This is a genomic window from Mesorhizobium australicum (genome assembly GCF_900177325.1).
GTDB lineage: Bacteria > Pseudomonadota > Alphaproteobacteria > Rhizobiales > Rhizobiaceae > Mesorhizobium_A > Mesorhizobium_A australicum_A.
Genome location: NZ_FXBL01000004.1, coordinates 3,409,385 through 3,433,382 on the forward strand (window position 1 = coordinate 3,409,385; position 23,998 = coordinate 3,433,382).

At 65.7% G+C, this 23,998-nt stretch carries 21 protein-coding genes and 1 tRNA gene; 17 read left to right on the plus strand and 5 right to left on the minus strand.

Features of this window, described 5'->3' with window-relative positions; genetic code table 11:
- The first annotated feature begins 13 nt into the window (after positions 1-13).
- From B9Z03_RS19300 to B9Z03_RS19335, 8 genes are all read left to right on the plus strand, one after another.
- On the plus strand, positions 14-1,813 hold the full coding sequence (locus B9Z03_RS19300) for a sensor histidine kinase (protein ID WP_085465690.1): 1,800 nt from the start codon (positions 14-16) through the stop codon (positions 1,811-1,813).
- A complete protein-coding gene (locus B9Z03_RS19305; protein ID WP_085465691.1) occupies positions 1,810-3,144 on the plus strand; it encodes a sigma-54-dependent transcriptional regulator in 1,335 nt (444 codons plus the stop codon). The genes B9Z03_RS19300 and B9Z03_RS19305 overlap by 4 nt, the downstream gene beginning before the upstream one ends.
- Positions 3,145-3,378: 234 nt before the next feature.
- A complete protein-coding gene (locus B9Z03_RS19310; RefSeq protein WP_085465692.1) occupies positions 3,379-4,353 on the plus strand; it encodes a tripartite tricarboxylate transporter substrate-binding protein in 975 nt (324 codons plus the stop codon).
- A gap of 81 nt (positions 4,354-4,434) precedes the next feature.
- Positions 4,435-4,896 carry a tripartite tricarboxylate transporter TctB family protein gene (locus tag B9Z03_RS19315; protein ID WP_085465693.1) on the plus strand — a complete coding sequence of 154 codons (462 nt, stop codon included), beginning with the start codon at positions 4,435-4,437 and terminating at the stop codon, positions 4,894-4,896.
- A gap of 11 nt (positions 4,897-4,907) precedes the next feature.
- The gene (locus B9Z03_RS19320; protein ID WP_085465694.1) at positions 4,908-6,416 is read left to right on the plus strand and encodes a tripartite tricarboxylate transporter permease; all 1,509 of its coding nucleotides are present in this window, start codon (positions 4,908-4,910) and stop codon (positions 6,414-6,416) included.
- On the plus strand, positions 6,413-7,009 hold the full coding sequence (locus B9Z03_RS19325) for a hypothetical protein (protein ID WP_085465695.1): 597 nt from the start codon (positions 6,413-6,415) through the stop codon (positions 7,007-7,009). Before B9Z03_RS19320 ends, B9Z03_RS19325 begins: the two co-directional genes overlap by 4 nt.
- Positions 7,010-7,064: 55 nt before the next feature.
- Positions 7,065-7,841 (plus strand): exodeoxyribonuclease III, encoded by a 777-nt coding sequence (xth, locus tag B9Z03_RS19330; RefSeq protein WP_085465696.1) that lies wholly within the window; start codon positions 7,065-7,067, stop codon positions 7,839-7,841.
- Positions 7,842-7,970: 129 nt separating this feature from the next.
- A tRNA-Leu gene (locus B9Z03_RS19335) sits at positions 7,971-8,056 on the plus strand.
- Position 8,057: 1 nt separating this feature from the next.
- Here the strand turns inward: B9Z03_RS19335 and B9Z03_RS19340 are convergent.
- Positions 8,058-9,023, minus strand: a complete 966-nt coding sequence (locus B9Z03_RS19340) for an alpha/beta fold hydrolase (RefSeq protein ID WP_348529043.1) — start codon at positions 9,021-9,023, stop codon at positions 8,058-8,060.
- Between the two features lie 293 nt (positions 9,024-9,316).
- Positions 9,317-9,916, minus strand: coding sequence for an NAD(P)H:quinone oxidoreductase (gene wrbA, locus B9Z03_RS19345; protein ID WP_085465698.1), 600 nt, complete (start codon positions 9,914-9,916; stop codon positions 9,317-9,319).
- 175 nt (positions 9,917-10,091) lie between these two features.
- On the opposite strand from wrbA, the gene B9Z03_RS19350 reads away from it, so the two are divergent.
- The 8 genes from B9Z03_RS19350 (at position 10,092) to B9Z03_RS19380 (ending at position 20,778) form a co-directional block, all read left to right on the plus strand.
- The gene (locus tag B9Z03_RS19350) at positions 10,092-10,832 is read left to right on the plus strand and encodes a competence/damage-inducible protein A (protein WP_085467763.1); all 741 of its coding nucleotides are present in this window, start codon (positions 10,092-10,094) and stop codon (positions 10,830-10,832) included.
- Positions 10,833-10,937: 105 nt separating this feature from the next.
- Positions 10,938-11,438: a xanthine phosphoribosyltransferase gene (gene gpt, locus B9Z03_RS19355; protein WP_085465699.1), complete on the plus strand. Its 501-nt coding sequence runs from the start codon at positions 10,938-10,940 to the stop codon at positions 11,436-11,438.
- Between the two features lie 116 nt (positions 11,439-11,554).
- Complete coding sequence (locus tag B9Z03_RS19360; RefSeq protein ID WP_085465700.1) at positions 11,555-12,046, plus strand: NUDIX hydrolase; 492 nt, start codon at positions 11,555-11,557, stop codon at positions 12,044-12,046.
- Positions 12,047-12,163: 117 nt separating this feature from the next.
- Positions 12,164-13,729 (plus strand): inorganic phosphate transporter, encoded by a 1,566-nt coding sequence (locus B9Z03_RS19365; protein WP_085467764.1) that lies wholly within the window; start codon positions 12,164-12,166, stop codon positions 13,727-13,729.
- Positions 13,730-14,312: 583 nt separating this feature from the next.
- Positions 14,313-18,161, plus strand: a complete 3,849-nt coding sequence (locus B9Z03_RS19370) for a vitamin B12-dependent ribonucleotide reductase (RefSeq protein ID WP_085465701.1) — start codon at positions 14,313-14,315, stop codon at positions 18,159-18,161.
- 101 nt (positions 18,162-18,262) lie between these two features.
- Positions 18,263-18,907, plus strand: a complete 645-nt coding sequence (locus tag B9Z03_RS29485; protein ID WP_139832333.1) for a hypothetical protein — start codon at positions 18,263-18,265, stop codon at positions 18,905-18,907.
- 330 nt (positions 18,908-19,237) lie between these two features.
- Positions 19,238-19,678 (plus strand): cupin domain-containing protein, encoded by a 441-nt coding sequence (locus tag B9Z03_RS19375; protein WP_085465702.1) that lies wholly within the window; start codon positions 19,238-19,240, stop codon positions 19,676-19,678.
- A gap of 305 nt (positions 19,679-19,983) precedes the next feature.
- Entirely contained in the window at positions 19,984-20,778 is a 795-nt protein-coding gene (locus tag B9Z03_RS19380; RefSeq protein ID WP_244561786.1) for a thermonuclease family protein, read from the plus strand.
- Between the two features lie 147 nt (positions 20,779-20,925).
- Here the strand turns inward: B9Z03_RS19380 and B9Z03_RS19385 are convergent, their stop codons facing one another.
- The gene (locus tag B9Z03_RS19385) at positions 20,926-21,387 is read right to left on the minus strand and encodes a GFA family protein (protein ID WP_085465703.1); all 462 of its coding nucleotides are present in this window, start codon (positions 21,385-21,387) and stop codon (positions 20,926-20,928) included.
- A 433-nt stretch (positions 21,388-21,820) separates the two neighbouring features.
- Between B9Z03_RS19385 and B9Z03_RS19390 the strand changes: the two genes are divergently transcribed.
- Positions 21,821-22,270, plus strand: coding sequence for a hypothetical protein (locus tag B9Z03_RS19390; protein WP_139832335.1), 450 nt, complete (start codon positions 21,821-21,823; stop codon positions 22,268-22,270).
- A 138-nt stretch (positions 22,271-22,408) separates the two neighbouring features.
- On the opposite strand, the gene yghU is transcribed toward B9Z03_RS19390, so the two are convergent.
- Together yghU and B9Z03_RS19400 are read right to left on the minus strand one after the other, a co-directional pair.
- Positions 22,409-23,275, minus strand: coding sequence for a glutathione-dependent disulfide-bond oxidoreductase (gene yghU, locus B9Z03_RS19395; protein ID WP_085467766.1), 867 nt, complete (start codon positions 23,273-23,275; stop codon positions 22,409-22,411).
- Between the two features lie 102 nt (positions 23,276-23,377).
- The gene (locus tag B9Z03_RS19400) at positions 23,378-23,917 is read right to left on the minus strand and encodes a putative glycolipid-binding domain-containing protein (protein WP_176247561.1); all 540 of its coding nucleotides are present in this window, start codon (positions 23,915-23,917) and stop codon (positions 23,378-23,380) included.
- Positions 23,918-23,998: the final 81 nt, after the last annotated feature.

The following is a 23,998-nucleotide window of genomic DNA, read 5'->3' on the forward strand; positions in this document are numbered from 1 at the left end:
GCTTCTGGCGACGATGGCCGCCCTGCTGATGGCGGGCGTCGTCGTGCTCGTCGGCAGCGGCGTCGCCATCCGCTTCTATCTCGACGACGCGGCCACGCGCGGCCAGACCACGCTCCGGCTCGCCGTCGCGGCCCTCGACGGCCACATGCGGCGCTTCGAGGCGCTGCCGCCGCTCATCGCAGACCAGGACGACATCAAGTCACTGGTCGCCGACCCGACCAACGAGGCGCTGCGCACCGAGGCGAACCGCTATCTGAAGGAGATCAACGCCCTCCTGCAGTCGTCCGACATCTATGTCATGGTGCCCGGCGGCGACACGGTGGCGGCCAGCAACTATGACGGGCCGCTGTCCTTCGTCGGCGAGAACTTCTCCTACCGTCCCTATTTCCAGGATGCGATCGCTGGCCGCGCCGGGCGGTTCTTCGCCCTCGGCACGACGTCGCTCAAGCGCGGCTACTATTTCTCCGCCCCCATTCGAGTCGACGGCGAGGTCCTGGGCGTGGTCGTCTTCAAGGTCGACCTCGACGCCATCGAGGCGTCCTGGAAGGGCGGCGACCACGAGATCATCGTCACCGATCCTGAAGGCATCATCTTCATGTCCGGCCGCCCGGACTGGCTGTATGCCGGGCTGCTGCCGATCACGCCCGACCGCTTGGCGCGCACGACGGAATCGCGCCGCTACGCCAACGCGACGCTGCGCGAGCTGCCGGTACGCCGCGGCAACCTCGACGAGCACGTGCTGATGAACGTCGACATGAACGGCAAGGGCACGGAATATCTCGTCCTCTCCGCCGCCATGCAGAATGCGGGCTGGACCGTGAGCGTGCTGACGGACACCGCCTCCGCCTATGCGCAGACCTATGTCAGCATCACCGTCGCCGTTCTCGTGCTCGGCCTCGCCGCCCTCCTCGCCGCGATCGTGCTGCAACGGCGTGCGCGGCTTGCCGAGCGCATGGAGTTGCAGCGCACCGCGCAGGCCGAGCTCGAACGGCGCGTCGCCGAAAGGACCGCCGATCTCGCCCAGGTCAACCGCCAGCTCGAGACCGAGGTCGCCGAGCGCCGCGCCACCGAACAGCAGTTGCGCAAGACGCAGTCGGACCTGGTGCAGGCAGGCAAGCTCGCCGCGCTCGGGCAGATGTCGGCCGCCCTCAGCCACGAGTTCAATCAACCGCTGGCGGCGGTGAAGACCTATGCCGACAACGCCGCCATCCTGATCGAGCGCGACCGCATCGCCGAGGCACGGGACAATGTCACGCGCATCTCGGCCCTGACCGACCGGATGGCGTCGATCAGCCGCCACCTGCGCAACTTCGCCCGCAAGCCGAACGAGAAGCTCGGCTCGGTCGATCTCGCCGAGGTGGTCGCCGACACGGCGGAAATCGTCGCCTGGCGCCTGAAAGCGGCTGACGCGACGCTGAAGGTCGATCTGGGCCCCGTGCCCCTGTCCGTCCGCGGCGGCGCCGTCAGGTTGCAGCAGGTGCTCGTCAACATCATCTCCAACGCCGCCGACGCGGTGGAAGGCCTGGACCAAAGGACGATCGAACTGACGGCGCGGAAGAAAGGCGGCCGGGTCACGATCAGCGTCCGGGATCACGGACCCGGCGTCGCGCCCGCCATCGCCGAGCGCATCTTCGACCCGTTCTTCACCACCAAGGGCGTCGGCAAGGGTCTCGGCCTCGGCCTGTCGATCTCCTACAACATCGTCAAGGATTTCGGCGGCGCGGTCTCCGCCTCCAACCATCCCGACGGTGGCGCGGTCTTCGCCATCGAGCTCGATGCGGCCAGGCCATCCGTACGCGAGGCGGCGGAATGAGCGCGCCGGTCGTCCTGCTTGTCGACGACGAGGAAGAACTGCGGCGCTCCACCGCCCAGTCGCTCGACCTGTCGGGATTCGTCGTCCGCGACTTCGCCTCGGCGGAACGGGCGCTGGATTTCGTCAGCCCGGGCTTCAACGGCGTGCTCGTCAGCGACATCCGAATGCCCGGTATGGACGGCATGACGCTGATGGCGCACGTCCGCGACATCGACCCCGACATTCCGGTCATCCTCGTCACCGGGCATGGCGACGTGCAGCTCGCGGTCAAGGCCATGCGCGAGGGCGCCTACGACTTCATGGAAAAGCCGTTCACAACCCAGCAGCTTGCCGATATGGCGGCCCGCGCCACCGACCGCCGCCGGCTGGTGCTGGAAAACCGGCTCCTGCGCGCGGCCGCCGGCAAGCGCGACGACCTGGAGGCGCGCCTGCCCGGGCGCACGCAGGCGATGATCGACCTGCGCTACCGGCTGCGCGCCGTGGCGGCGACGGATGCCGACGTGCTCATCATCGGCGACACCGGCACCGGCAAGGAAGTGGCGGCGCGCGCGCTGCACGATCTCAGCGGGCGCGCCAGCAGCCCCTTCGTGGCGATCAACTGCGCCGCCCTTCCCGACACGCTCATCGAGAGCGAACTGTTCGGGCACGAAGCAGGCGCCTTTCCCGGCGCGCTGCGCGCCCGCTTCGGCAAGTTCGAGCATGCGCGCGGTGGCACCGTGTTGCTCGACGAGATCGGCTCCATGCCCATCGACCTGCAGGCCAAGCTGCTGCGCGTCATCCAGGACCGCGCCGTCACCCGCCTCGGCTCCAACGACGCCGTCCAGCTCGACGTGCGTTTCGTGGCCACCAGCAAGGCCGACCTGGAGGCCGAGGTCGCGGCCGGCCGCTTCCGCGCTGACCTGTTCTACCGTCTCAACGTCGTGACGCTGCGCATGCCCTCGCTGGCCGCGCGGCGGGACGACGTGCCGCTCCTCTTCCTCCAGCTCGTCACCGAGGCCGCGGGACGCTATCGCCGCGAGGCTGTCGAGGTGCCGCCGTCGGTCGTCGCCGCTCTTGCCCGGCGCGACTGGCCCGGCAATGTGCGGGAATTGCGCAACGCAGCCGACCGCTACGTGCTCGGTCTGGGCGCGACGCCGGCGGGCGAAGCGATCGTCGGCCAGGGCGAGGAAAAGCTCGCCGAGCGGGTGGCGGAGTTTGAGCGCGGCGTGATCGCGAGCGCACTGCGCGCCCATCGCGGCAGTCTCAAGCCGGTCTATGAGTCGCTCGGCATCTCGCGCAAGACGCTCTACGAGAAGATGCAGAAATACGGGCTGGACAAGGCTGACCTGTAGGCGCCCCGACATCGATCAATCCTGCTGACTCATCGTCTTGGGTGGTGATTCACCCACGAGGTAGCCGCGATGTTACGATATCCACCCATCGTCGGCCGAAAATATGCGGAAACGTCGATCGCCGCCGACATGGGGTTGTTTCTTGGCCCGATCCGTCAGCTATTGCACTATTCATAGTCGGTGCCGGGAGGATCTGTGCACCGGAGGGCTTTCAGCACAATCGGGAGGAAATCCATGCAGAAGATTCTTACCGCGCTCGGCGCGGCCGCCATGTTGTCGGTGTCGACGCTCTCGGCGCTCGCCGACTACCCCGAGCGCCCGATCACGATCGTGGTTCCGTTCGCGGCCGGCGGGCCGACCGACACCGTGACGCGTCTCGTCGCCGAATCGATGTCGAAGGATCTCGGCCAGCAGGTCGTGGTCGAGAACGTCGGCGGCGCCGGCGGCACGCTGGGTGCCGGCCGCGTCGCGCAGTCCGATCCGGACGGCTACACGCTGCTGCTCCACCACATCGGCATGGCGACCAGCGCCACGCTCTATCGCAAGCTCGCCTACGATACGCTGGGCGCCTTCGAATATGTCGGCCTCGTCACCGAAGTGCCGATGACCATCGTTGCCCGCAAGGACCTCGAGCCCGCCGATCTCAAGGGCCTGGTGGACTACGCCAAGGCGAACAAGGACACGGTGACGGTGGCGAATGCCGGCATCGGTGCGGCCTCGCATCTCTGCGGCATGCTGTTCATGACCGCGATCGGCACTCCGCTGGTCACCGTCCCCTACAAGGGCACCGGTCCTGCCATGACCGATCTGCTCGGCGGCCAGGTCGACATCATGTGCGACCAGACCACCAACACGACCAAGCAGATCCAGGGCGGCACCATCAAGGCCTATGCGGTGACGACCGCCAAGCGCCTCGACGTGCTTCCCGATCTTCCGACCACCGACGAGGCCGGCCTGCCCGGCATGCAGGTCGGCATCTGGCACGGCATCTACGCGCCGAAGGGCACCCCCGCCGACGTCACCGAGAAGCTGTCGAAGGCGCTTCAGGTCGCGCTCAAGGACGAAAACGTCGTCGCCCGCTTCGCCGAGCTCGGCACCACGCCATCGCCCGAGGCCGACGCCACGCCGGCCGCGCTCAAGGCCAAGCTCGAAAGCGAGATCGCCCGCTGGAAGCCGATCATCGAGGCCGCCGGCCAGTACGCCGACTGACGCTTCGCAGGGGCGGCTCCAGCCGCCCCTCCTCCACCTTCCTTCCATCCGGGGCGGCAATGACCGCCGGGGACAACAGCGATGGACACTCGTGGTATCGACCGCACGAACGTCGTCTGCGGCGCGTTCTTCATCCTTGCGGGCCTCGTTTTCGGCTACCAGTCGCTCGAGGTCGATCTCGGCACCTGGCTGAGGATCGGCCCCGGCGGCCTGCCGCTGGTGCTCTCCGCCTTGCTGATCCTGCTCGGCGCCATCATCCTCGCGCAGGCCCTGCGCGTTGAGGGCGAGCCGGTCGGCAGGATCGCCTGGCGCGGCATGGTCTTCATCCTGCTCGCGCCGCTGATCTTCGGCCTCACCGTGCGCGGCCTCGGCTTCGTGCCCGCCGTCTTCGTGACGTCGCTCTTCGCCTCCTTCGCCTCCTACCGGATGAACTGGTGGATGGCGCTCCTTCTCTCCTTCGCGCTGGCGGTCTTCTCGATGATCGTCTTCAGCTACGGGCTCGGCCTGCCCTTCCAGCGTTTCGGCCCCTGGCTGCGGTTCTAGGAGGCGCAAAGATGGATCTCTTCTCCAACCTCGCGCTCGGCTTCGCCACCGCCTCCACCCTTTACAACATCGGCTTCTGCCTGATCGGCGTGCTTCTCGGCACCCTGATCGGCGTGCTGCCCGGCATCGGTGCCACGGCCACCATCGCCATGCTTCTGCCGATCACCTTCCAGATCGGCGACCCGGTCTCCTCGCTCATCATGCTCGCCGGCATCTACTACGGCGCCCAGTACGGCGGCTCGACCACGGCGATCCTCATCAACATGCCGGGTGAATCCTCCTCCGCCGTCACGGCCATCGACGGCTACCAGATGGCGCGCAAGGGCCGCGCCGGCGTGGCGCTCGCCACGGCTGCCATCGGCTCCTTCGTCGCCGGCACGATCGCCACCGTGCTGATCGCCCTGTTCGCCCCGCCGCTCACCACGATCGCGCTCAAGTTCGGCGCGGCCGAGTACTGCTCGCTGATGATCGTCGGCCTGATCATGTCCGTCGCGCTTGCCCACGGCTCGGTCGTCAAGGCGATCGCCATGGTGGTGCTCGGCCTGCTGCTGGGCCTGGTCGGCCAGGACGTCATCTCCGGCGCGCCGCGGCTCAACTTCGGCCTCACCCAGCTCGGCGACCAGCTGAACTTCGTGGCCATCGCCGTCGGCCTGTTCGGCATCGCCGAGATCCTGCGCAACCTGGAAGACGAGCGCACCCGCGAGGTGCTGATGGCCAAGGTCACCGGCCTGATGCCGACGCGTGAGGATTTCCGCCGCATGGTGGCACCCATCCTGCGCGGCACGGCGCTCGGCTCCGCGCTCGGCATCCTGCCCGGCAACGGCGCGGTGCTGGCGGCCTTCGCTTCCTACACGATCGAGAAGCGCGCCTCCGACCGCCCGGAGGAGTTCGGCAAGGGCGCGCTCGCCGGCGTCGCCGGACCCGAATCGGCCAACAATGCCGGCGCGCAGACCTCCTTCATCCCGATGCTGACGCTGGGCATCCCCGCCAACCCGGTCATGGCGCTGATGATCGGCGCGATGATCATCCAGGGCATCGTGCCCGGTCCGAACGTCGCCGCTGAAAGGCCCGAGCTGTTCTGGGGCCTGATAGCCTCGATGTGGATCGGCAACCTTCTGCTCGTCATCCTCAACCTGCCGCTCATCGGCCTGTGGGTGAAGCTGCTGAAAGTTCCCTATTTCGTGCTGTTCCCGACGATCATGGCCTTCTGCTCGATCGGCGTCTATTCGGTGAACTCCAACGTCTGGGACCTCTACGTCGTCGCCTTCTTCGGCCTGCTCGGCTATTTCCTGCTCAAGCTGCGCTGCGAGCCAGCGCCCCTCCTGCTCGGCTTCGTCCTTGGCCCGCTGCTTGAGGAGAACCTCCGCCGCGCCATGATTCTCTCGCGCGGCGACGTCTCCACCTTCGTCACCCGCCCGATCAGTGCCGGCCTGCTTCTGCTCGCCGCCCTCGTCCTCGTTGTCGTCTTCCTGCCCTCCGTGCGCAAGAAGCGCGAAGAGGTCTTCGTCGAGGAAGAATGAGCGACACCCCGCCAGCCTGGCCGCCCTTCTATTTCTCAGGCGGCTGGTTCCGCATGGGCTCTGACGAACCGCAGTTCAAGCTGAAGGGCAAGTTCGAGTTCGAGTTCCTGAACTCCGACGAGGGCGACGACCCGGCCCTCGCCGCCGCCTTCTATGCCGCGGATTTCCCGACCCGCGTCGCCGGGGAACCCCGGTGGCTGGCGACCGGAGGCTGGGAGATCGTCCCCGGCGAAACCTCATCGAAGGGCAGGATCCACTCCGCGGCCTTCACCGCCCGCCGCGCCGACACCGAGGTGGCCGGCCGCGTCGTCTTCTCGCCCGATCCGTCGCACTGGGTGAAGGTCGAGGTCTTCCTCGGCGCCTTCCGCGTCCTCGTCGCTCACATGGACAAGGTCTGGGAGGAGTTCGAGCTCTGGCCGTCGGGCGCGACCGAGAAGACCATCGACCCGCCCGGCCGCATTGGAAAGCGGCTCGACTGGATCAACCTCGCGCCGTCCGCCTGGCCGGCGCTGGCCCGACTCGCCGGAGACCATACATTCTCCATTGAACTGCCCGGCCGCAACGTGGTCGAGATCTCTGCCCCAGGCGACTAGCCACGGTTTAAAGACGGATCGCGGAACACTTGCGGCGCCGGCGTGTTTCGTCCTCGTGCTCATCGCGACCTTCAACATTAACAACGTCAACCGCCGTCTGCCTAATCTACTTGCCTGGCTGGCGAAACGGCAGCCCGACGTAGTGGCGCTGCAGGAGCTGAAAGCGACGCAGGCGGACTTTCCAGCCAATGCGTTGCGGGACGCCGGCTACCGCGCGGTCTGGCGCGGGCAGAAGACGTGGAACGGCGTTGCCATGCTTGCCCGCGGCCGCGAGCCGGTGCTGACCCGCGATGCCCTGCCAGGCGACTCATCCGACAGCCAGGCCCGCTACATCGAGGCGGCGTTCAACGGCGTTGTCGTCGCCTCGATTTACGCGCCCAACGGCAATCCCCAGCCCGGGCCGAAGTTCGACTACAAGCTCGCCTGGCTGGCGCGCCTGCACCGGCATGCCACCGCACTCCGCAAATCCGGCGCGCCGTTGGTGCTTGCCGGAGACTTCAACGTCGCGCCGACTGACATCGACATCTATCCGACGAGATCCTGGGACGACGACGCCCTGATCCAGCCCGAAAGCCGGGCCGCCTTCCGCAAGCTGCTGGGCCGTAGCTGGACCGACGCGGTGCGCACGATCCATCCGGGCGAGCGCATCTACTCCTTCTGGGACTATAAGCGGAACCGCTGGCCGCGCGACGCGGGCCTCCGGCTCGACCACCTTCTGCTCAGCCCCAACCTGCGCGACCGCCTCCTCGATGCCAATGTGGACCGTAACACCCGCGGGGAAGACGGTGCGAGCGACCATGCGCCGGCATGGATGAAGCTGCGCGATGAGTAACAGCCCGTAGCGCCTGAGGCCGGCAAGCGACGTCGGCCCTTAAATCCGCGCGCCGGATGCGGCCAGACGCTCGCAAACCTGCGCAACGCGGCTTGCAATCCACTCAAACAACGACGAAAACCGCGCCATGCGGGCGTGGCGGAACTGGTAGACGCAAGGGACTTAAAATCCCTCAGCCTCTGGCTATGCGGGTTCGATCCCCGCCGCCCGCACCACTCACACCGCGAACGCCTTCTCCGCCACGCGCCTGATCAGCGCTATGACCTGTTCGCGCGCCCAGTATTGCGGGTGGTGGCCGATGCCCTCGACCGTCTCGAAATCGAGCCCCTTGATGCACGGCGCGAATGTCTCGCCGTGCTCGCGCCAATCCAGCACCTTGTCCGCCGTGCCGAACACCATGCCCGCCGGCATGTCGATCTCCTCGAAGCGCTTCGCCAGCGCCGGCATGTCGTCGCCCACCGAGACGAGGTCGGCGACCATGTTGTAGAAGTGGCCGGGCCTCAGCCCCAGTTCCCCGCCGCCCTCCGTCATGTAGTCCTGCGGCGTCTCCTGCGGCCCGAAGACGTAGGCGAGTGTCTGCGGCGCGACCTTCAGCGCGGCGGGGATCGCCACCGTATTGGCGACGAGCCAGCGCTTCAGCGGCGAGGTGATGTAGATCGGTGCCATTTCCGGCGGAATGCCCTCGCGCGGCCTGGTCAGCGCCGAGATCAGCACGATGCCGCAGATTTTCTCCGGATGGTTCAGCGCCACCGTCAGCGTGATCATGCCGCCCAGCGAATGACCGACCACCAGCGGCCTTTCCAGCCCGAGCTTGTCGATGAACTTGGCAATCAGCGCCGCCTGCGCCGGCAGGCCGGCACTCGCGCCGGGCGCGCGCGTCGAATAGCCCGCGCCGGGCCGGTCGATCGCGATCAGCCGGTAGCCGGGGATGCGGCCGCCGAACAGCGGATGACGGAAATGGTGCAGCGTGCCGCCGAAGCCATGCACGAACAGGATCGGCCTGCCCTCGCCTTCCTCGACATAATGGATTCGGTTGCCGTCGATCTCGACGAATTTGCCCTGTGCCGGCACCAGCCGCTCGGCCCGCCGCGCGATCGCCTGGGTCCGCCACACATACCAGCCCGCCACCGCCAGCACCGCGATCAGCACGAGAACGACAAGCCAGAGGAGTATGGAGGTCAAGATGCCGCTCCGCGGATGGGACGCGGCATTGGTAATTCATCTTTCGCAGCTGCGAAACAGGCGCCGGAAACGAAAACGGGCGGCCGGAGCCGCCCGTTCCTCAAGCCCGCATGTGATGCAAGGCATGACCCCCGCCCGCCTGCTAGGCCTCGAAGACTGTTTCGAAATTCGCTCTGGCGAGTCAGCTGGTGGTGGTTTCGAGAACCGGAGCGGAGCGGACATTGGGGTCCGTGAGCACCGGAAGCGCAGAAAACGCCATCAGATGGCCGCTAGAGTAGAATTTCTAAACAGTCTCAGCCGTGCAGCTTGATCGCGATCTCGGCCAGCCGCTTGCCCTGGAACTTCGCGCCTTCCAGTTCCTGCGCCGAAGGCTGCCGCGAGCCGTCCGTGTCGGAAGTGGTGGTCATGCCGTAGGGCGAGCCGCCGCGCACGACATCGTTGCCCGACTGGCCCTGATAGGCATAGCTCAGCGGCACGATGATCATGCCGTGGTGCTGCAGCGACCACTGCGCCTGGACCAGCGACAGCTCGGCGCCGCCATGCTGCGTCGCGGTCGAGGCCATCACGGTCGCGACCTTGTTGAGCAGCGCGCCCTTGGCCCACAGCGGGCCGGTCTGGTCGAGGAAGTTCTTCATCTGCGCGGCCATCGCGCCGTAGCGGGTGGCAAACGCCAGCACGATGCCGTCGTACTGGTCGAGCTCCAGCGGCTCGGCGACCGGCGCCTCCTGGTCGAGCTTGTAGTAGGCGGCCTTCGCCACCGCTTCCGGAACCAGTTCCGGCACGCGCTTGATCGTCACAGTGGCGCCTGCTTCCTTCGCGCCCTCGGCGGCGGCCTTCGCCATCGCTTCCGTGTGGCCCCAGCTCGAATAGTAGAGCACCAGTACCTTAGCCATCGTCATCTCCTGTGTGTCGTCGTCGCCGCTTGGGATCGGCGGTTCGGTGTGACTTAGCCCCTCGGCGCCTCTTGCGTAACAACGGTGTCGCCGACAGATCGTTCACCGTTTGCGACCCATTGCCGGCCGCGCGCATCGGCGCTACGAGACGCTGGCCGAGCGAAAGGATGCGACGTTGAGCGAAATCGTGACTGCCGCGATGATGGTGATCGGGGACGAGATCCTCTCCGGCCGCACCAAGGACAAGAACATCGGCCACCTCGCCGACGTGATGACCGCCATCGGCATCGACCTCAAGGAAGTCCGCATCGTCCCGGACGAGGAGGACGAGATCGTCGCCGCGGTCAACGCGCTGAGGACAAAATACACCTACGTCTTCACCACCGGCGGCATCGGCCCGACGCATGACGACATCACAGCCGATTCGATCGCCAAAGCCTTCGGCGTCCCCTGCGACTATGACGCGAAGGCGTATAAGATGCTCGAGGAAAGCTATGCCGCCCGCGGCCTCGAATACACCGAGGCGCGCAAGCGCATGGCGCGCATGCCCGTCGGCGCCGACCACATCGACAATCCCGTCTCGCTGGCGCCCGGCTTCCGCATTGGCAACGTGCATGTCATGGCCGGGGTGCCGGCGATCTTCCAGGCCATGCTCGACAACGTCGTCCCGACGCTGCATGGCGGCGCGGTGATGCTGTCCGAGACGGTCCACTGCCCCTATGGCGAGGGCACGATCGGCACCCAGCTCGGCGAGATCCAGAAGGCCAATCCGGACACGATCATCGGCTCCTATCCGAAATATCTCGACGGCAAGTTCTGGACCGAACTCGTCGTTCGCTCGCGCTCGGCGGAAAGCCTTGCAAAGGCCAAAGGCGAGGTCGAGGCCATGCTGGCAGCGATCGCCACACCCGCCTGATCGCATTTCGCCCCGATTCTCGTTGGATATGGCGCGCAAACCCTTGCGAATCTCGGAAAGTTGCCGCTAATCCCGGCTGCATTCCAGCCAAGCGGAGTGCGTCCCATGTCCCTGCCAGAAAAAGCCTTCCCGGTCTCGTGGGACCAGTTCCATCGCGACGCACGCGCGCTTGCCTGGCGGCTCGCCGGCCTCAATGGTGGCCAGTGGAAGGCGATCGTCTGCATCACGCGCGGCGGCCTGGTGCCCGCCGCCATCATCTCGCGCGAGCTGGGCATCCGCGTCATCGAGACCGTCTCGGTGGCCTCGTACCACGACTACACCTCGCAGGGAGAACTGAACGTTCTGAAGGAGGTTACGCCTTCGCTCACCGAGAACGACGGCGAGAACGTCTTGATCGTCGACGACCTGACCGACACCGGCAAGACGGCCGCCGTCGTGCGCGCGATGCTGCCAAAGGCGCATTTCGCCGCCGTCTATGCCAAGCCGAAGGGAAAACCGATGGTCGATACCTATATAACGGAGGTCAGCCAGGACACCTGGATCTACTTCCCCTGGGATATGGGCTTCACATACCAGAAGCCGATTTCGGAGGATCATCGCGGTTGAACCCCGGCCGCGACGCGAAAACCGTAAGGTTCGCGCAGGGTTTGCGCTTTATTATCAGCGCACTATCTGTATGTTTCGTGAGCTGGCAAACGAGAAGGCACCATCGAAGCACCGGAATGTTGATCTCTTATTCGACCCGCAGGAGACTTTTGGAACGCGCCCGCCAGTTCTTTGGCGGCATGCCGTGCCGGGTCCAGGTCGCCGCTCTTCCCTGGCGGCTGTCCGGCGGCGAGGTCGAGATCCTGCTGGTCACGAGCCGGGGCACCGGCCGCTGGGTCCTGCCGAAGGGCTGGCCCGAAGCCTCCGAGAAGCTGTGCGAGGCGGCGGCGCGCGAGGCGGCCGAGGAAGCTGGTCTGTCCGGCGGCGTGTCGGAGCGCGAGGCCGGCACGTTTTACTACGACAAGGTACTGAATTCGGGCCTCGAATGGCATTGCGAGGTGCATGTCTTCCCGCTTGAGGTCGACGCGCTTGCCGACAGGTGGCCCGAGATGAAGAAACGCAAGCGCCGGTGGTTTCGCGCCGCGGATGCCGCAAGGCTTGTCGCCGAACCGGATCTCGGCGAGCTGATCCAGCGCTTCGGCGCCAATCCACGGCAAATCGCAGCCTGACGCCGTGAGACGGAACGGCAGAGGTTGCCCCTCGGGGTGATCTGCCCTATCGCGCTTCCTGTCGCCGGCCGGATCCTCGACATCCGGTCCGAAGTCCGCTCTTCGATGGATCAGCCCATGGCGCTTCCCGCCGAACTTACCCGTAAGGACACGCTCGACAAGGATCTCGACAAGATCGCCTCCGTCGAGGAAGCCGCGAGCCTGCTGTCGCGCGGGCTGGTGGCGCCCGGCCTTGCGCTTCTGTTCATCGTGTTCGCGGCGGTCGCCGCGTCGATCTACGTGATGGGTCAGCCCGGTGCGGTGGTCATCGTCGCGGCGGCGGCGATTGGCGGTTACATGGCGCTGAACATCGGCGCCAACGACGTCGCCAACAATGTGAGCGCGGCGGTGGGCGCCCGTGCGCTGACGCTGGGCAGCGCCCTCGTCATGGCGGCGATCTTCGAGACCGCCGGCGCCCTGATTGCCGGCGGCGACGTGGTCGAGACGATCTCCAAGGGAATCATCGATCCCCGCCTCGTGAGCGAGCCCAATGTCTTCATCAGGCTGATGCTCGCAGCGCTCGTCTCCTCGGCCCTTTGGGTCAATCTGGCCACCTGGATCGGAGCGCCGGTTTCGACCACGCATGCCGTCGTGGGCGGCGTTGTCGGCGCGGGCATCGCGGCTGTCGGCATGGGAGCGGTCGACTGGAGCATCATGGGCGCGATCGCCGCGTCCTGGGTTGTCTCGCCGCTCGCGGGTGGCGTCGTCGCGGCGCTGTTCCTGTTCTTCATCAAGTCGACCATCATCTACCAGGACGACAAGCTGACCGCCGCGCGGCGCTGGGTGCCGGTGCTCATCGCCGTCATGGCCGGCGCCTTTACCACCTATCTCTCCAGCAAGGGTCTCAATCACGTCGTGACCTTCGACGGCTGGACCCTGACGGCTCTCGGTGTGGGCTCCACGGCGATCTTCTGGGTGTTGTCCAGCAAGTTCGTGGCGTTCCAGTCGCGCGGCATGGAGAATCGAAACCAGTCGCTGCGCAAACTGTTCCGGCTGCCGCTGGTCATCTCGGCAGCCCTGCTCTCCTTCGCCCACGGCGCCAACGACGTGGCAAACGCCGTCGGCCCGCTGGCGGCGATCGTCTCGGCAGCCCAGGGCGGCGGCGTCGAGGCAAGGGTCGGAATTCCCTTCTGGGTCATGCTGATCGGCGCGGCGGGCATCTCGATCGGTCTGCTGCTGTTCGGGCCCAAGCTCGTGCGTATGGTCGGCGAGCAGATCACCAAGCTCAACCCGATGCGCGCCTTCTGCGTCGCGCTGTCGGCCGCGCTCACCGTCATCATCGCCTCGGCGATGGGCATGCCGGTCAGTTCCACGCATATCGCGGTGGGCGCCGTTTTCGGCGTCGGCTTCTTCCGCGAATGGTACACCGCCAATTCGCCGCGACGCCGGGCCTATCTCGAGCGCAAGATGGCGCGCCGGCGCGCCGAGCGCGAGGCCTCGGCGGAAACGATCGCGGAGGTGCTGGCCGATGAGGCCGATCTCGACAACCGCGGCGCCCCGCCGGTCTCCCGCGAAGAGATCTCCCGCCGCAATCTGGTTCGCCGCGCCCATGTCCGCACGATCGTCACCGCTTGGGTGACCACCGTGCCCGCCTCGGCTCTTCTGGCAATGGGCGCTTTCCACCTCATCGGTCTGGCGTTCTAGAGCCGCTTCATCCCAACATCGGCCGGCTGACCTTCCCCATTATCCACACGCATCCCCCACAAGATGTTGTGGTCATAAATCTCGTACAAACGAATCGTTGACCTCCCCTCGCGAGTCGTTTCATATCGGTTATGCGCTCGTGTTGAGGGCGCGGCGCGGGCTCCGGTCCAAGCCAGTTCTTCCCCGATTTGATGCGTTTCCCGACGATCGAAGCCGCTTTGCCGCGGTGCGCTCGGCTGGGGATTCATGTGCCTTCCGGGCTCGGGAAAATGGACGAAATTGGTTGGCGTAAAGAGGTTGTTAACACTATATTTAGTGTTTGCGGGGGATAGTCGACACCAGATAAGGGATAAGTCTCGCAAGGCGAGACTCGCCTGAATCGGTGACGGAAGAGGGCCGCAAGAAGGTTTCGACCGCCGCGCAGCCGCCTCGTGAAGGTGGAGAGCGACGGGGCGGAACAGGACGGCGGAGAGGGCGTTGCGGACCTTCGGGAACGTGACGGATGCAGCCAGGGCGGCATCGCGGAATCGTGAGGACGAATTCTGTGGATGACGCTATATTTGGGGACTGAAGGACGAAGACGATGCGGATCGAACGGCGCTTCACCAAGGACGGACAGTCTGCCTATGCGGAGATCGAATTCCGCAAGGCTCTTTCCGAGATCAAGAACCCCGACGGCTCGGTGGTCTTCCGCCTTGCCGACATCGACGTGCCGGCGCAGTTCAGCCAGGTCGCGACCGATGTTCTCGCCCAGAAGTATTTCCGCAAGGCGGGCGTCCCCGCGCGTCTGAAGAAGGTCGAGGAGAACGACGTTCCCTCCTTCCTGTGGCGTTCCGTGCCGGACGAAGCCGAGCTCGCCAAGCTGCCCGAGAACGAGCGCTACGGCTCCGAGACCGACGCCCGCCAGGTCTTCGATCGCCTCGCCGGCACCTGGACCTACTGGGGCTGGAAGGGCGGCTACTTCGCCTCCGAGGCCGATGCCGCCGCCTTCCGCGACGAGCTCGCCTACATGCTCGCCACCCAGCGCGTCGCCCCCAATTCGCCGCAGTGGTTCAACACCGGTCTGCACTGGGCCTATGGCATCGACGGCCCCGGCCAGGGCCATTTCTACGTCGACCCGTTCACCGGCAAGCTGACCAAGTCCAAGTCGGCCTATGAGCATCCGCAGCCGCATGCCTGCTTCATCCAGTCCGTCGCCGACGACCTCGTCAACGAGGGCGGCATCATGGACCTGTGGGTGCGCGAGGCGCGCCTGTTCAAGTATGGTTCCGGCACCGGCTCCAACTTCTCCTTCCTGCGCGGCGAGGGCGAAAAGCTCTCCGGCGGCGGCCGCTCGTCCGGCCTGATGTCCTTCCTCAAGATCGGCGACCGCGCGGCCGGCGCCATCAAGTCGGGCGGCACCACCCGCCGCGCCGCCAAGATGGTTGTCGTCGACATCGACCATCCCGACATCGAGGACTACATCGACTGGAAGGTGAAGGAGGAGCAGAAGGTCGCTTCCCTCGTCACCGGCTCCAAGATCGTCAAGAAGCACATGACCGCCGTCATGAAGGCCTGCGTCAACTGCGACGGCCCCGACGGCGACTGCTACGACCCGAACAGGAACCCCGCCCTCAAGCGCGCCATCAAGGACGCCAAGAAGGACGGCGTGCCGGAGAACTACGTCCAGCGCGTCATCCAGTTCGCCAGACAGGGCTACACCTCGATCGAGTTCAAGACCTACGACACCGACTGGGATTCGGAGGCCTATCTCACGGTCTCGGGCCAGAACTCCAACAACTCCGTCTCGCTGAAGGACGACTTCCTGCGCGCCGTCGAGACCGACGGATCGTGGAACCTCACCGCCCGTAAGGACGGCAAGGTGGTCAAGACGCTGAAGGCCCGCGACCTGTGGGAGAAGATCGGCTACGCCGCCTGGGCGTCCGCCGATCCGGGCCTCCACTTCAACACGACGATGAACGACTGGCACACCTGCGCCTCGGCCGGCGCGATCCGGGCGTCCAACCCGTGCTCGGAATACATGTTCCTCGACGACACGGCCTGCAACCTCGCCTCGATCAACCTCCTGCCCTACCGGCAGAAGAACGGCGACATCGATATCGCCGCCTACGAGCACACCGTCCGTCTGTGGACGATCGTGCTCGAGATCTCGGTGATGATGGCGCAGTTCCCGTCGAAGGAGATCGCAAAACTCTCCTACGAATACCGCACGCTCGGCCTCGGCTACGCCAATATCGGCGGCCTGCTGATGACCTCCGGCATCCCCTACGATTCCGCCGAGGGCCGCGCCATCTGCGCCGGCCTCACCTCGATCATGACCGGCGTCGCCTACGCCACCTCGGCCGAGATGGCCGGCGAGCTCGGCCCCTTCCCGGACTATGAGCGCAACGCCGCCAACATGCTGCGCGTCATGCGCAACCATCGCCGCGCCGCCTATGGCGAGGCCGCCGGCTACGAGGCGCTCTCGGTCAATCCGGTGCCGCTGGTCCATGCCGACCTGAAGCAGGCCGCACTCGGCGAGCACGCCAGGACCGCCTGGGACCGGGCGATTTCGCTCGGCGAGAAGAACGGCTACCGCAACGCCCAGGCCACCGTGATTGCGCCCACCGGCACGATCGGCCTCGTCATGGACTGCGACACCACCGGCATCGAACCCGACTTCGCGCTGGTGAAGTTCAAGAAGCTCGCCGGCGGCGGCTACTTCAAGATCATCAACCGCGCCGTTCCCGAAGCGCTGCGCACCCTCGGCTATTCCGAGGCCCAGATCGCCGAGATCGAGGCCTATGCCGTCGGCCACGGCAACCTGAACCAGGCGCCCGGCGTCAACCCGTCGTCGCTGCGCGCCAAGGGCTTCACCGAGGAGAAGATCGCCGCGGTCAACGCTGCGCTGGGCTCCGCCTTCGACATCAAGTTCGTCTTCAACAAGTGGACGCTCGGCGAGGACTTCTGCAAGTCCGTGCTCAAGCTCACCGACGAGCAGCTCGACGACTTCTCCTTCGAGATGCTGCCGGCGCTCGGCTTCACCAGGAAGGAGATCGAGGCCGCCAATATCCACGTCTGCGGCGCGATGACCCTGGAAGGCGCCCCTTTCCTGAAGAACGAGCACCTGCCGGTGTTCGATTGCGCCAATCCCTGCGGCAAGATCGGCAAGCGCTATCTCTCCGTCGAGAGCCACATCCGCATGATGGCAGCCGCGCAGCCCTTCATCTCGGGCGCCATCTCCAAGACGATCAACATGCCGAACGAGGCGAGCGTCGAGGACTGCAAGAACGCCTACATGCTGTCCTGGAAGCTGGCGCTGAAGGCCAACGCGCTTTACCGCGACGGCTCGAAGCTCTCCCAGCCGCTCAACGCCTCGCTGATCTCCGACGACAGCGATGACGAGGACGATGCGGTCGAGGCTCTCGTCGCCGCCCCGGCGGCCGCGCGTGCGACGCAGATCACCGAACGCATCGTCGAGCGCGTGGTCGAGCGGCTCTACCGCGACCGCGAGAAGCTGCCGAACCGCCGCCAGGGCTACACCCAGAAGGCCGTCGTCGGCGGCCACAAGGTCTACCTGCGCACCGGCGAGTTCGGCGACGGCCGCCTCGGCGAGATCTTCATCGACATGCACAAGGAAGGTGCCGCCTTCCGCGCGATGATGAACAACTTCGCCATCGCCATCTCGCTCGGCCTGCAATACGGCGTGCCGCTCGAGGAATATGTCGAGGCGTTCACCTTCACCAAGTTCGAGCCGGCCGGCATGGTCGTCGGCAACGACGCGATCAAGAACGCCACCTCGATCCTCGACTACGTCTTCCGCGAGCTCGCCGTCTCCTATCTCGGCCGCCACGACCTTGCCCATGTCGACCAGTCCGACTTCGGCAACACCTCGCTCGGCCGCGGCATCCAGGAGGGCAAGACCAACCTCGTCTCCACCGGCTGGACGCGCGGCTACAAGCCGACGCTGGTGTCGAAGTCGGCCGAACCGAAGGGCTTCGCCGACGGCGCCGCCTCGTCCTCGCCGGCCCCCTCGCCCGCCTCGTCTCCGGCCCGCGCCGCGACGACCGCGCTCGGCGGCTCAAACGTCCGCGCCTTCTCCGCCACCACGGTGACCGCGCTCAAGACCGTCTCGTCGGAGCGCATCGAGGAGACCGTGGCCTTCAAGCGCGACTACGAGGAGCGCGCGAAAGAACTTGCCGAGGAGATCGCGGAGGAAAACCACCCCGACCTGTTCGAGGACGACGCCCCGGCCGCGACCACCGCGCTGTTCTCCGACAAGGCCCAGGCCGACGCCGCCAGCGCCAAGGCGCTCGCCAACGACCGCCGCGTCAAATCGATGATGCAAGGCTACACCGGCAACTCCTGCTCCGAATGCCAGAACTTCACCATGGTGCGGAACGGCACCTGCGAGAAGTGCGACACGTGTGGCGCGACGTCAGGGTGTAGCTGAGGAAAAGTCTGGTTAATTGTCTAGCCGGCTGCAAAGGTGACTATCCTGCGAGTGATAGGAACGAGTTTTCTGTCTCGCGACATTTGACGCAAATAAAGGCGATGATGAAGCGGGTTGAGCGCAGGCAGAGTCATCTAGAACGTAACGTAGGTTCTGTTTCTATAGAGGCCGAGCGCCTGCTAGATCTTATTGAGAGAGTATTTCCGGATATGCCGGTCCAAGCAGAATCCGGGGACTATTCGTTCGAGAGTGGAAGAGATATAAGAAATAATATCGCAACCTTTGCGGGAAATCCCACTGTTAGGTGCGGCGCTGTTCAGATAATATTTAAAGACGGAAAGTGCAAAATAACCAACAATTGGCGAGGAACCGAAGGGCAGGCGGAGATTGATACAATATACAATGAGCTACAAAGCCACAAGTCACTCATCGACCACTTAAGGGATTGGCGAAGAATATTCACAACGATTGCCGGAATAGTTGTTGGATTAATAGTATTTGCTAAATTTCCATCTTATTTTTCCTTAACTCAATATGATATTGTCAATATACTTCTCGTTTTAATTGTTGCACAAGCTTCATTTTCAGTTTTCCAAGATATAGTATATTTAAGAAAGCGTCGCGCTGTGTATTATTTGCCATCGCAGCCCTTTTGGTCAAGGCACTTCGAGACTATTATAGTTGGAATCGTGGGTCCGATCCTTGGGGCATTCATAACTTATCTTCTCACCAGAAGCGGCTCCTAAAGACAAACTAGATCTCCTTGAATGCGCGCTGTTTGGGACATCGGTATATCCTGGTAGGCTGCCTTGACCTCCGCAGGTAGGTCCACCCACCAGGCAGCGATGCGGGGTGCTGGACGGAGTCAGCCGGCGCAGATATGCGCGGCAAGCGCATCCTGCACACGCGAGTTCCATCCAACACCCTCGACCGCCCCTTCGGGGCGCCTTCTCCCACAAGGGGAGAAGGACCAGCACTCCTCACCCTAAACCAATCCCCAACCACGTCCCGAGCCGCCGCTTGCCACGCCGCCGCTGCGCGGGCATGCAGGTTCCGCATCGTCACCGGGGGAAATCATGACACGTCACACACCGCGCGCCGCATGCCGCGCCTTCGTCCTGCTTCTGGCCGCCACGGCGCCCGCCGCAGCACTTGACCCCGCGCCGCAGGCGGCGGTCGTCACGCCGCTCGCCTCGACGGACAAGACCGATGCCGGCCAGCCGCTCGTCCTGCCGCGCGACAAGCCGCGTGTCATCGCCTCGATCTTCGAGATCCCGCCGGGCGCGACACTGCCGGTGCACAAGCCCCCCTCCGCCCGCTACGCCTACGTGCTCGCCGGCAACCTGCGCGTCACCAATGCCGACAGCGGCCAGACCACCGACTACAAGACCGGCGACTTCATCGTCGAGATGATCGACACCTGGCACCAGGGCGCCAACACCGGCCCGGACACCGTCCGCCTCCTCGTCATCGACCAGGTCGAAGGCGACGCCCCGCACACGGTGCTGAAGCAGTAGTCATCCGCTTCGCCGCGGGCGAATTGGAAGGACCGGCGGACCTTTCAAAGGGATGCGAACGCCCGCAGCCACAGCGCAGGGCCGGGAGAACAGGCTTCTGAAGACCGGCACCCTCGCGCTCCTCCACCGCCTTCGGCGTCCCCCTCCCGCGCCAAAGCCAACGAGACCGAGATACTGCCTACTGCCTACTGCCTACTGCCTACTGCCTACTGCCTACTGCCTACTGCCCTACTCCCCTACTCCCTCCCCACGCACCGTCCCTTAACCGTTCATGCCTCATCCTGCGGGCCACGATGGAGGCGCGGATGGCGGCGAATCGCAAGCGCTCGGGCGCGAAACCGGCACGACGGAAGAATTCGGGGCGCAGCGGCGGTCGCGCCGCAACCTCGCTCGGTCTCGTGGCGCTGGGGGCCGTGCTGGCCTTCGCCGCCACGGCCTGGTTCGGCATGCCCGACCTCGACCGGCTGAAGCGCAGCATCGCCGGCGTCGCCCCGCCGGCCAAGGTCGAGCGCACGGCCAAGCCCGAGCGCGCACGCCTGCCCGCCCAAAAACCCGACCGGTCGATCGAGACCGCCGCCCTGCCCGTCCCGCGCCCGTCGAAGCCGGTGCCGCAGACGAAGCGCGATACCAGCCCCCTGCCCGTTGTTGCCCGCCCGCCGGCCGAGGTCGCGCCGACGCCGAAGGCGGACGTTCCCAACGCGCCAGTAAAGGCTGCCCTGCCCACGGCGCCGAAAAGCGCCACGCGCCTCGCCGGCCTCGCCTTCCCGATCTGCGGCGAGCGCGCCGCGCGCGGCTGCGTCGTCGACGGCGACACCTTCGTCCTCGACGGCAAGGCGATCCGCGTCGCCGACATCGAGGTGCCGGCCGCCGGCGACCCGAAATGCCGGCGCGAGGCGATGCTGGCGGCTAAGGCCAAGAGCCGCTTGCGCGAGCTCCTGAGCGCCGGCCCCCTGGAGCTGGTCGCCGCCTCGGACGACAAGGACATCTACGGCCGCAAGCTGCGCACCGTCATGCGCGACGGCCGCTCGATCGGCGATGCGATGATCGCCGAAGGCCTCGCCCGCCGCCCGACCGGATCGCGGCAGACCTGGTGCGGGTGATATCTAAGAGCCTGTTTGAAAATGCGTCAGGGCGAGGCGAAAACGGTGATTTCGAGAACCGGAGCGCAGCGAACATTCAGGCTCGTGAGCACCGGAAGCGGAGAAATCGCCGTCTGCAGCCCACCATCACGCATTTGGAAACAGGCTCTAGCGCCCCTGCCAGGCGGCGAAGTCCCTGACCAGCCCTTCCATCGCCTCCATAGGCGGAAAGCGCTCGAACGAATGCACCGCCCCCGTCTCGGCGAAGTGCAGTTTTTCCGACGTATAGGTCTCGATGAAGGGGGCGATGCCGCTCGTGTCGTCCAGCATGGTCGGGCGCAGGTTGACGAACCAGTCCATGCCCCGCGGCCTGGTGAACATCCAGCTCATGCACCAGCCGCAGAAATGATGATGGCTGTCGGCTCCGTGCAGGCCGCCGATCACCGTCTCGCCCTCGGTCACCTCGAAACCGTCGGCGGGGATCGCGGCGGAGAGCGAAAAGGCCGACGAGCTCATCCTCTGGCAGCCGGTGCAATGGCAGGCCATCGTCACCAGCGGCGCCTTCGTCACCTTCAGCCGCACGCGCCCGCAACGGCATCCGCCCTCGCGCGGCAAAGTCCAGTCCGTCATCTCGCCACCTCCTTGATGCGCAAACCATTGCCCCGCCCGGCGCGTCACGGCAAGCACCAGGATCGCTCCCGCCTGCCAACCCCTTGCGCTGACCGCTTCATGCCACCCCGCGCCCCCGTCATCCCGGGCACCGGAGGCGACCCATTCCTCTCTCCGGTTACACGCTGAAAGTGTCCCACGGTCGCAGAAAGGGTCAGCGCCAACCCGCCAAGGCCAATCGATCCCGGCTGACCTCCGGTCGCCGGGATGACGATCGCGGACAGTGTGCGCTGTATTGAGAAGAGCCCGAGCGATCAGTTCTGGCCCATCCATCCGATGGATCGTTTTCCATCCGTTTTCTGCTAACTCCTTGTTCCTGTTGGCGCCCGAAATATTTCCATCCCCACCCCTGCCGGCATGCCCGAAACTATGTCCGGTCAAACGGGAGCCGGAGATGGGCTGGAGGGCAAAGGCGGGGAGGGAACAGGCGGAGATGGCGAGGATCGTCATGCGCCTGTTCTCGATCGCCGATATGGCCGAACAGGCCGCCGGCCGCTCGTTCTGGGTCCGCTGGTGCGTGCTGTGGGCAGCGTGGCAGGCGAATGCGCTGCTGAGCGCCTACGTCGAAGGCACGCTCCGGAGCTTCGCACGCAGACCCTGGACGCCGGTCCCGATGCCGGCCGGCTTCGGCAGCAGTCCTTTCGATGCGGAGGACATCGCCGATTCGCTCAGGGCATTCGGGCTCTACATGCAGGCCATCGCGGCGCATCTGTGCCGTCTGTCGTTCCTGCATCGTGGCCAGGCGTCCGACGAGGCCGGGAATGAGGGCGGGCTACACTGCGCCGGCCTTCAGCGCTTGGCCGATACGATCGCCTCGGCGGTCGAGCTGCGCGATACGTCCTGAAAGGCGCTTGTCCTGCCCTCATGCAGGACAAGTGAATGCTCCAGAACGATACTGCTTGCTTCCGCAAAAAATCCGCTGCGGTTGACGATCCCGCGCGGGCACCCTTCTCCCCGTGAACGGGGAGAAGGAGAAAACACCCTACTTCGCCAATTTGTCCTGCGTCTTCGTGTCGAAATCGGACGCATCGTGGCGCTCGTGCAGCTGGCCGGAGAGGTCTCCCGAGACGCGGTTGACCATGCGCCCGCGCACCACCGCGGGGCGCGCCAGGATCTGGTCGGCCCAGCGGATGACGTTCGTGTATTCGTGCACCGACAAAAACTCGCCGGCATTGTAGTTCCAGCCCTTCGCCATGCCGCCATACCAGGGCCAGATCGCCATGTCGGCGATCGTGTATTCGCTGCCGGCAATGTATTCGACCTCGGCCAGCCGCCGGTCCAGCACGTCGAGCTGGCGCTTGGTCTCCATCGCGTAGCGGTCGATGGCGTATTTGATCTTTTCCGGCGCGTAGGCATAGAAATGCCCGAAGCCGCCGCCGAGGAACGGCGCCGAGCCCATCTGCCAGAACAGCCACGACAGCGTCTCCGCGCGCGCCGCCGCCTCCGTCGGCAGGAAGGCGCCGAACTTCTCGGCGAGATAGACGAGGATCGCGCCGGATTCGAACACGCGGATCGGCTTGGGACCCGACCGGTCCATCAGCGCCGGAATCTTGGAGTTCGGATTGACCTCGACGAAGCCGGAGCCAAACTGGTCGCCCTCGTTGATCTTGATCAGCCAGGCGTCATACTCCGCGCCCGTATGGCCGGCCGCCAGCAGTTCCTCCAGCATGATCGTCACCTTCACGCCGTTGGGCGTGGCGAGCGAATAGAGCTGCAGCGGGTGCTTTCCCACCGGCAGCTCCTTGTCATGCGTCGGCCCGGCGATCGGACGGTTGATCGAGGCAAACGCCCCGCCATTCCCCTTTTCCCAGGTCCAGACCTTCGGCGGCGTATAGGGCGTATCGGACATCTGCGTCTCCGGCATATGAAGGATGAGAACGGACGGACGTCCGCGTCTTCGAAAGATAGGTCCAGCCCGCCCTTTGCGCCAGAGCCGGCCGATTGGTCCAGTTCATTCCATTTCCCACAGCTCCGGATAGAGCCGCACGAAGCCGGACGCCGCCATCTCCAGCGTCGCCGCATAGGAGAACCCCCGATAGGCGTAGCGGCTTTCGTCCAGCCGGCGATAGGATTGCGGCAGCTCGACCAGCCGCTCCGCGCCGACATCGAACCAGGCGACCCGGATCTCCGCCGCCTCGCCGACCCCGATCCGCACCCGGCGCAGCTGCTGCAGGTTGGTCGCCGGCGTAAAGCCGAGGTCGAGGTCCACGAGATGCGCCAGCTCCGGCTGTGCCACGCCGTCGAGCGCCCAGCCGTCGGCATCGCGGACGATCTCGTGGTCGAAGGATTTCTCTCCGGCGAAGCCGCGCACCCGCCCGCGCCGCGTCGACCAGTCCGGCGCGATATCGAGCTGGTAGGACACGCAGGCCGGCCCGTCCTCGTGGCGGAAGACCGCCGTGCCGTGGAGAAGATGGCCGCCCGGCACCGTCTCGATCCGCGCCGCGTCGTGGCCCGCCACGTCGAGCCGTTTCCACAAGGCGGTTTCGATCATTGCCGTACTCCTGTTTGCCGCCACCATCCCGCCACGCTTGCGCCTTGATACCGGTTCATCAGCATCGCGGGACGGAGCTGC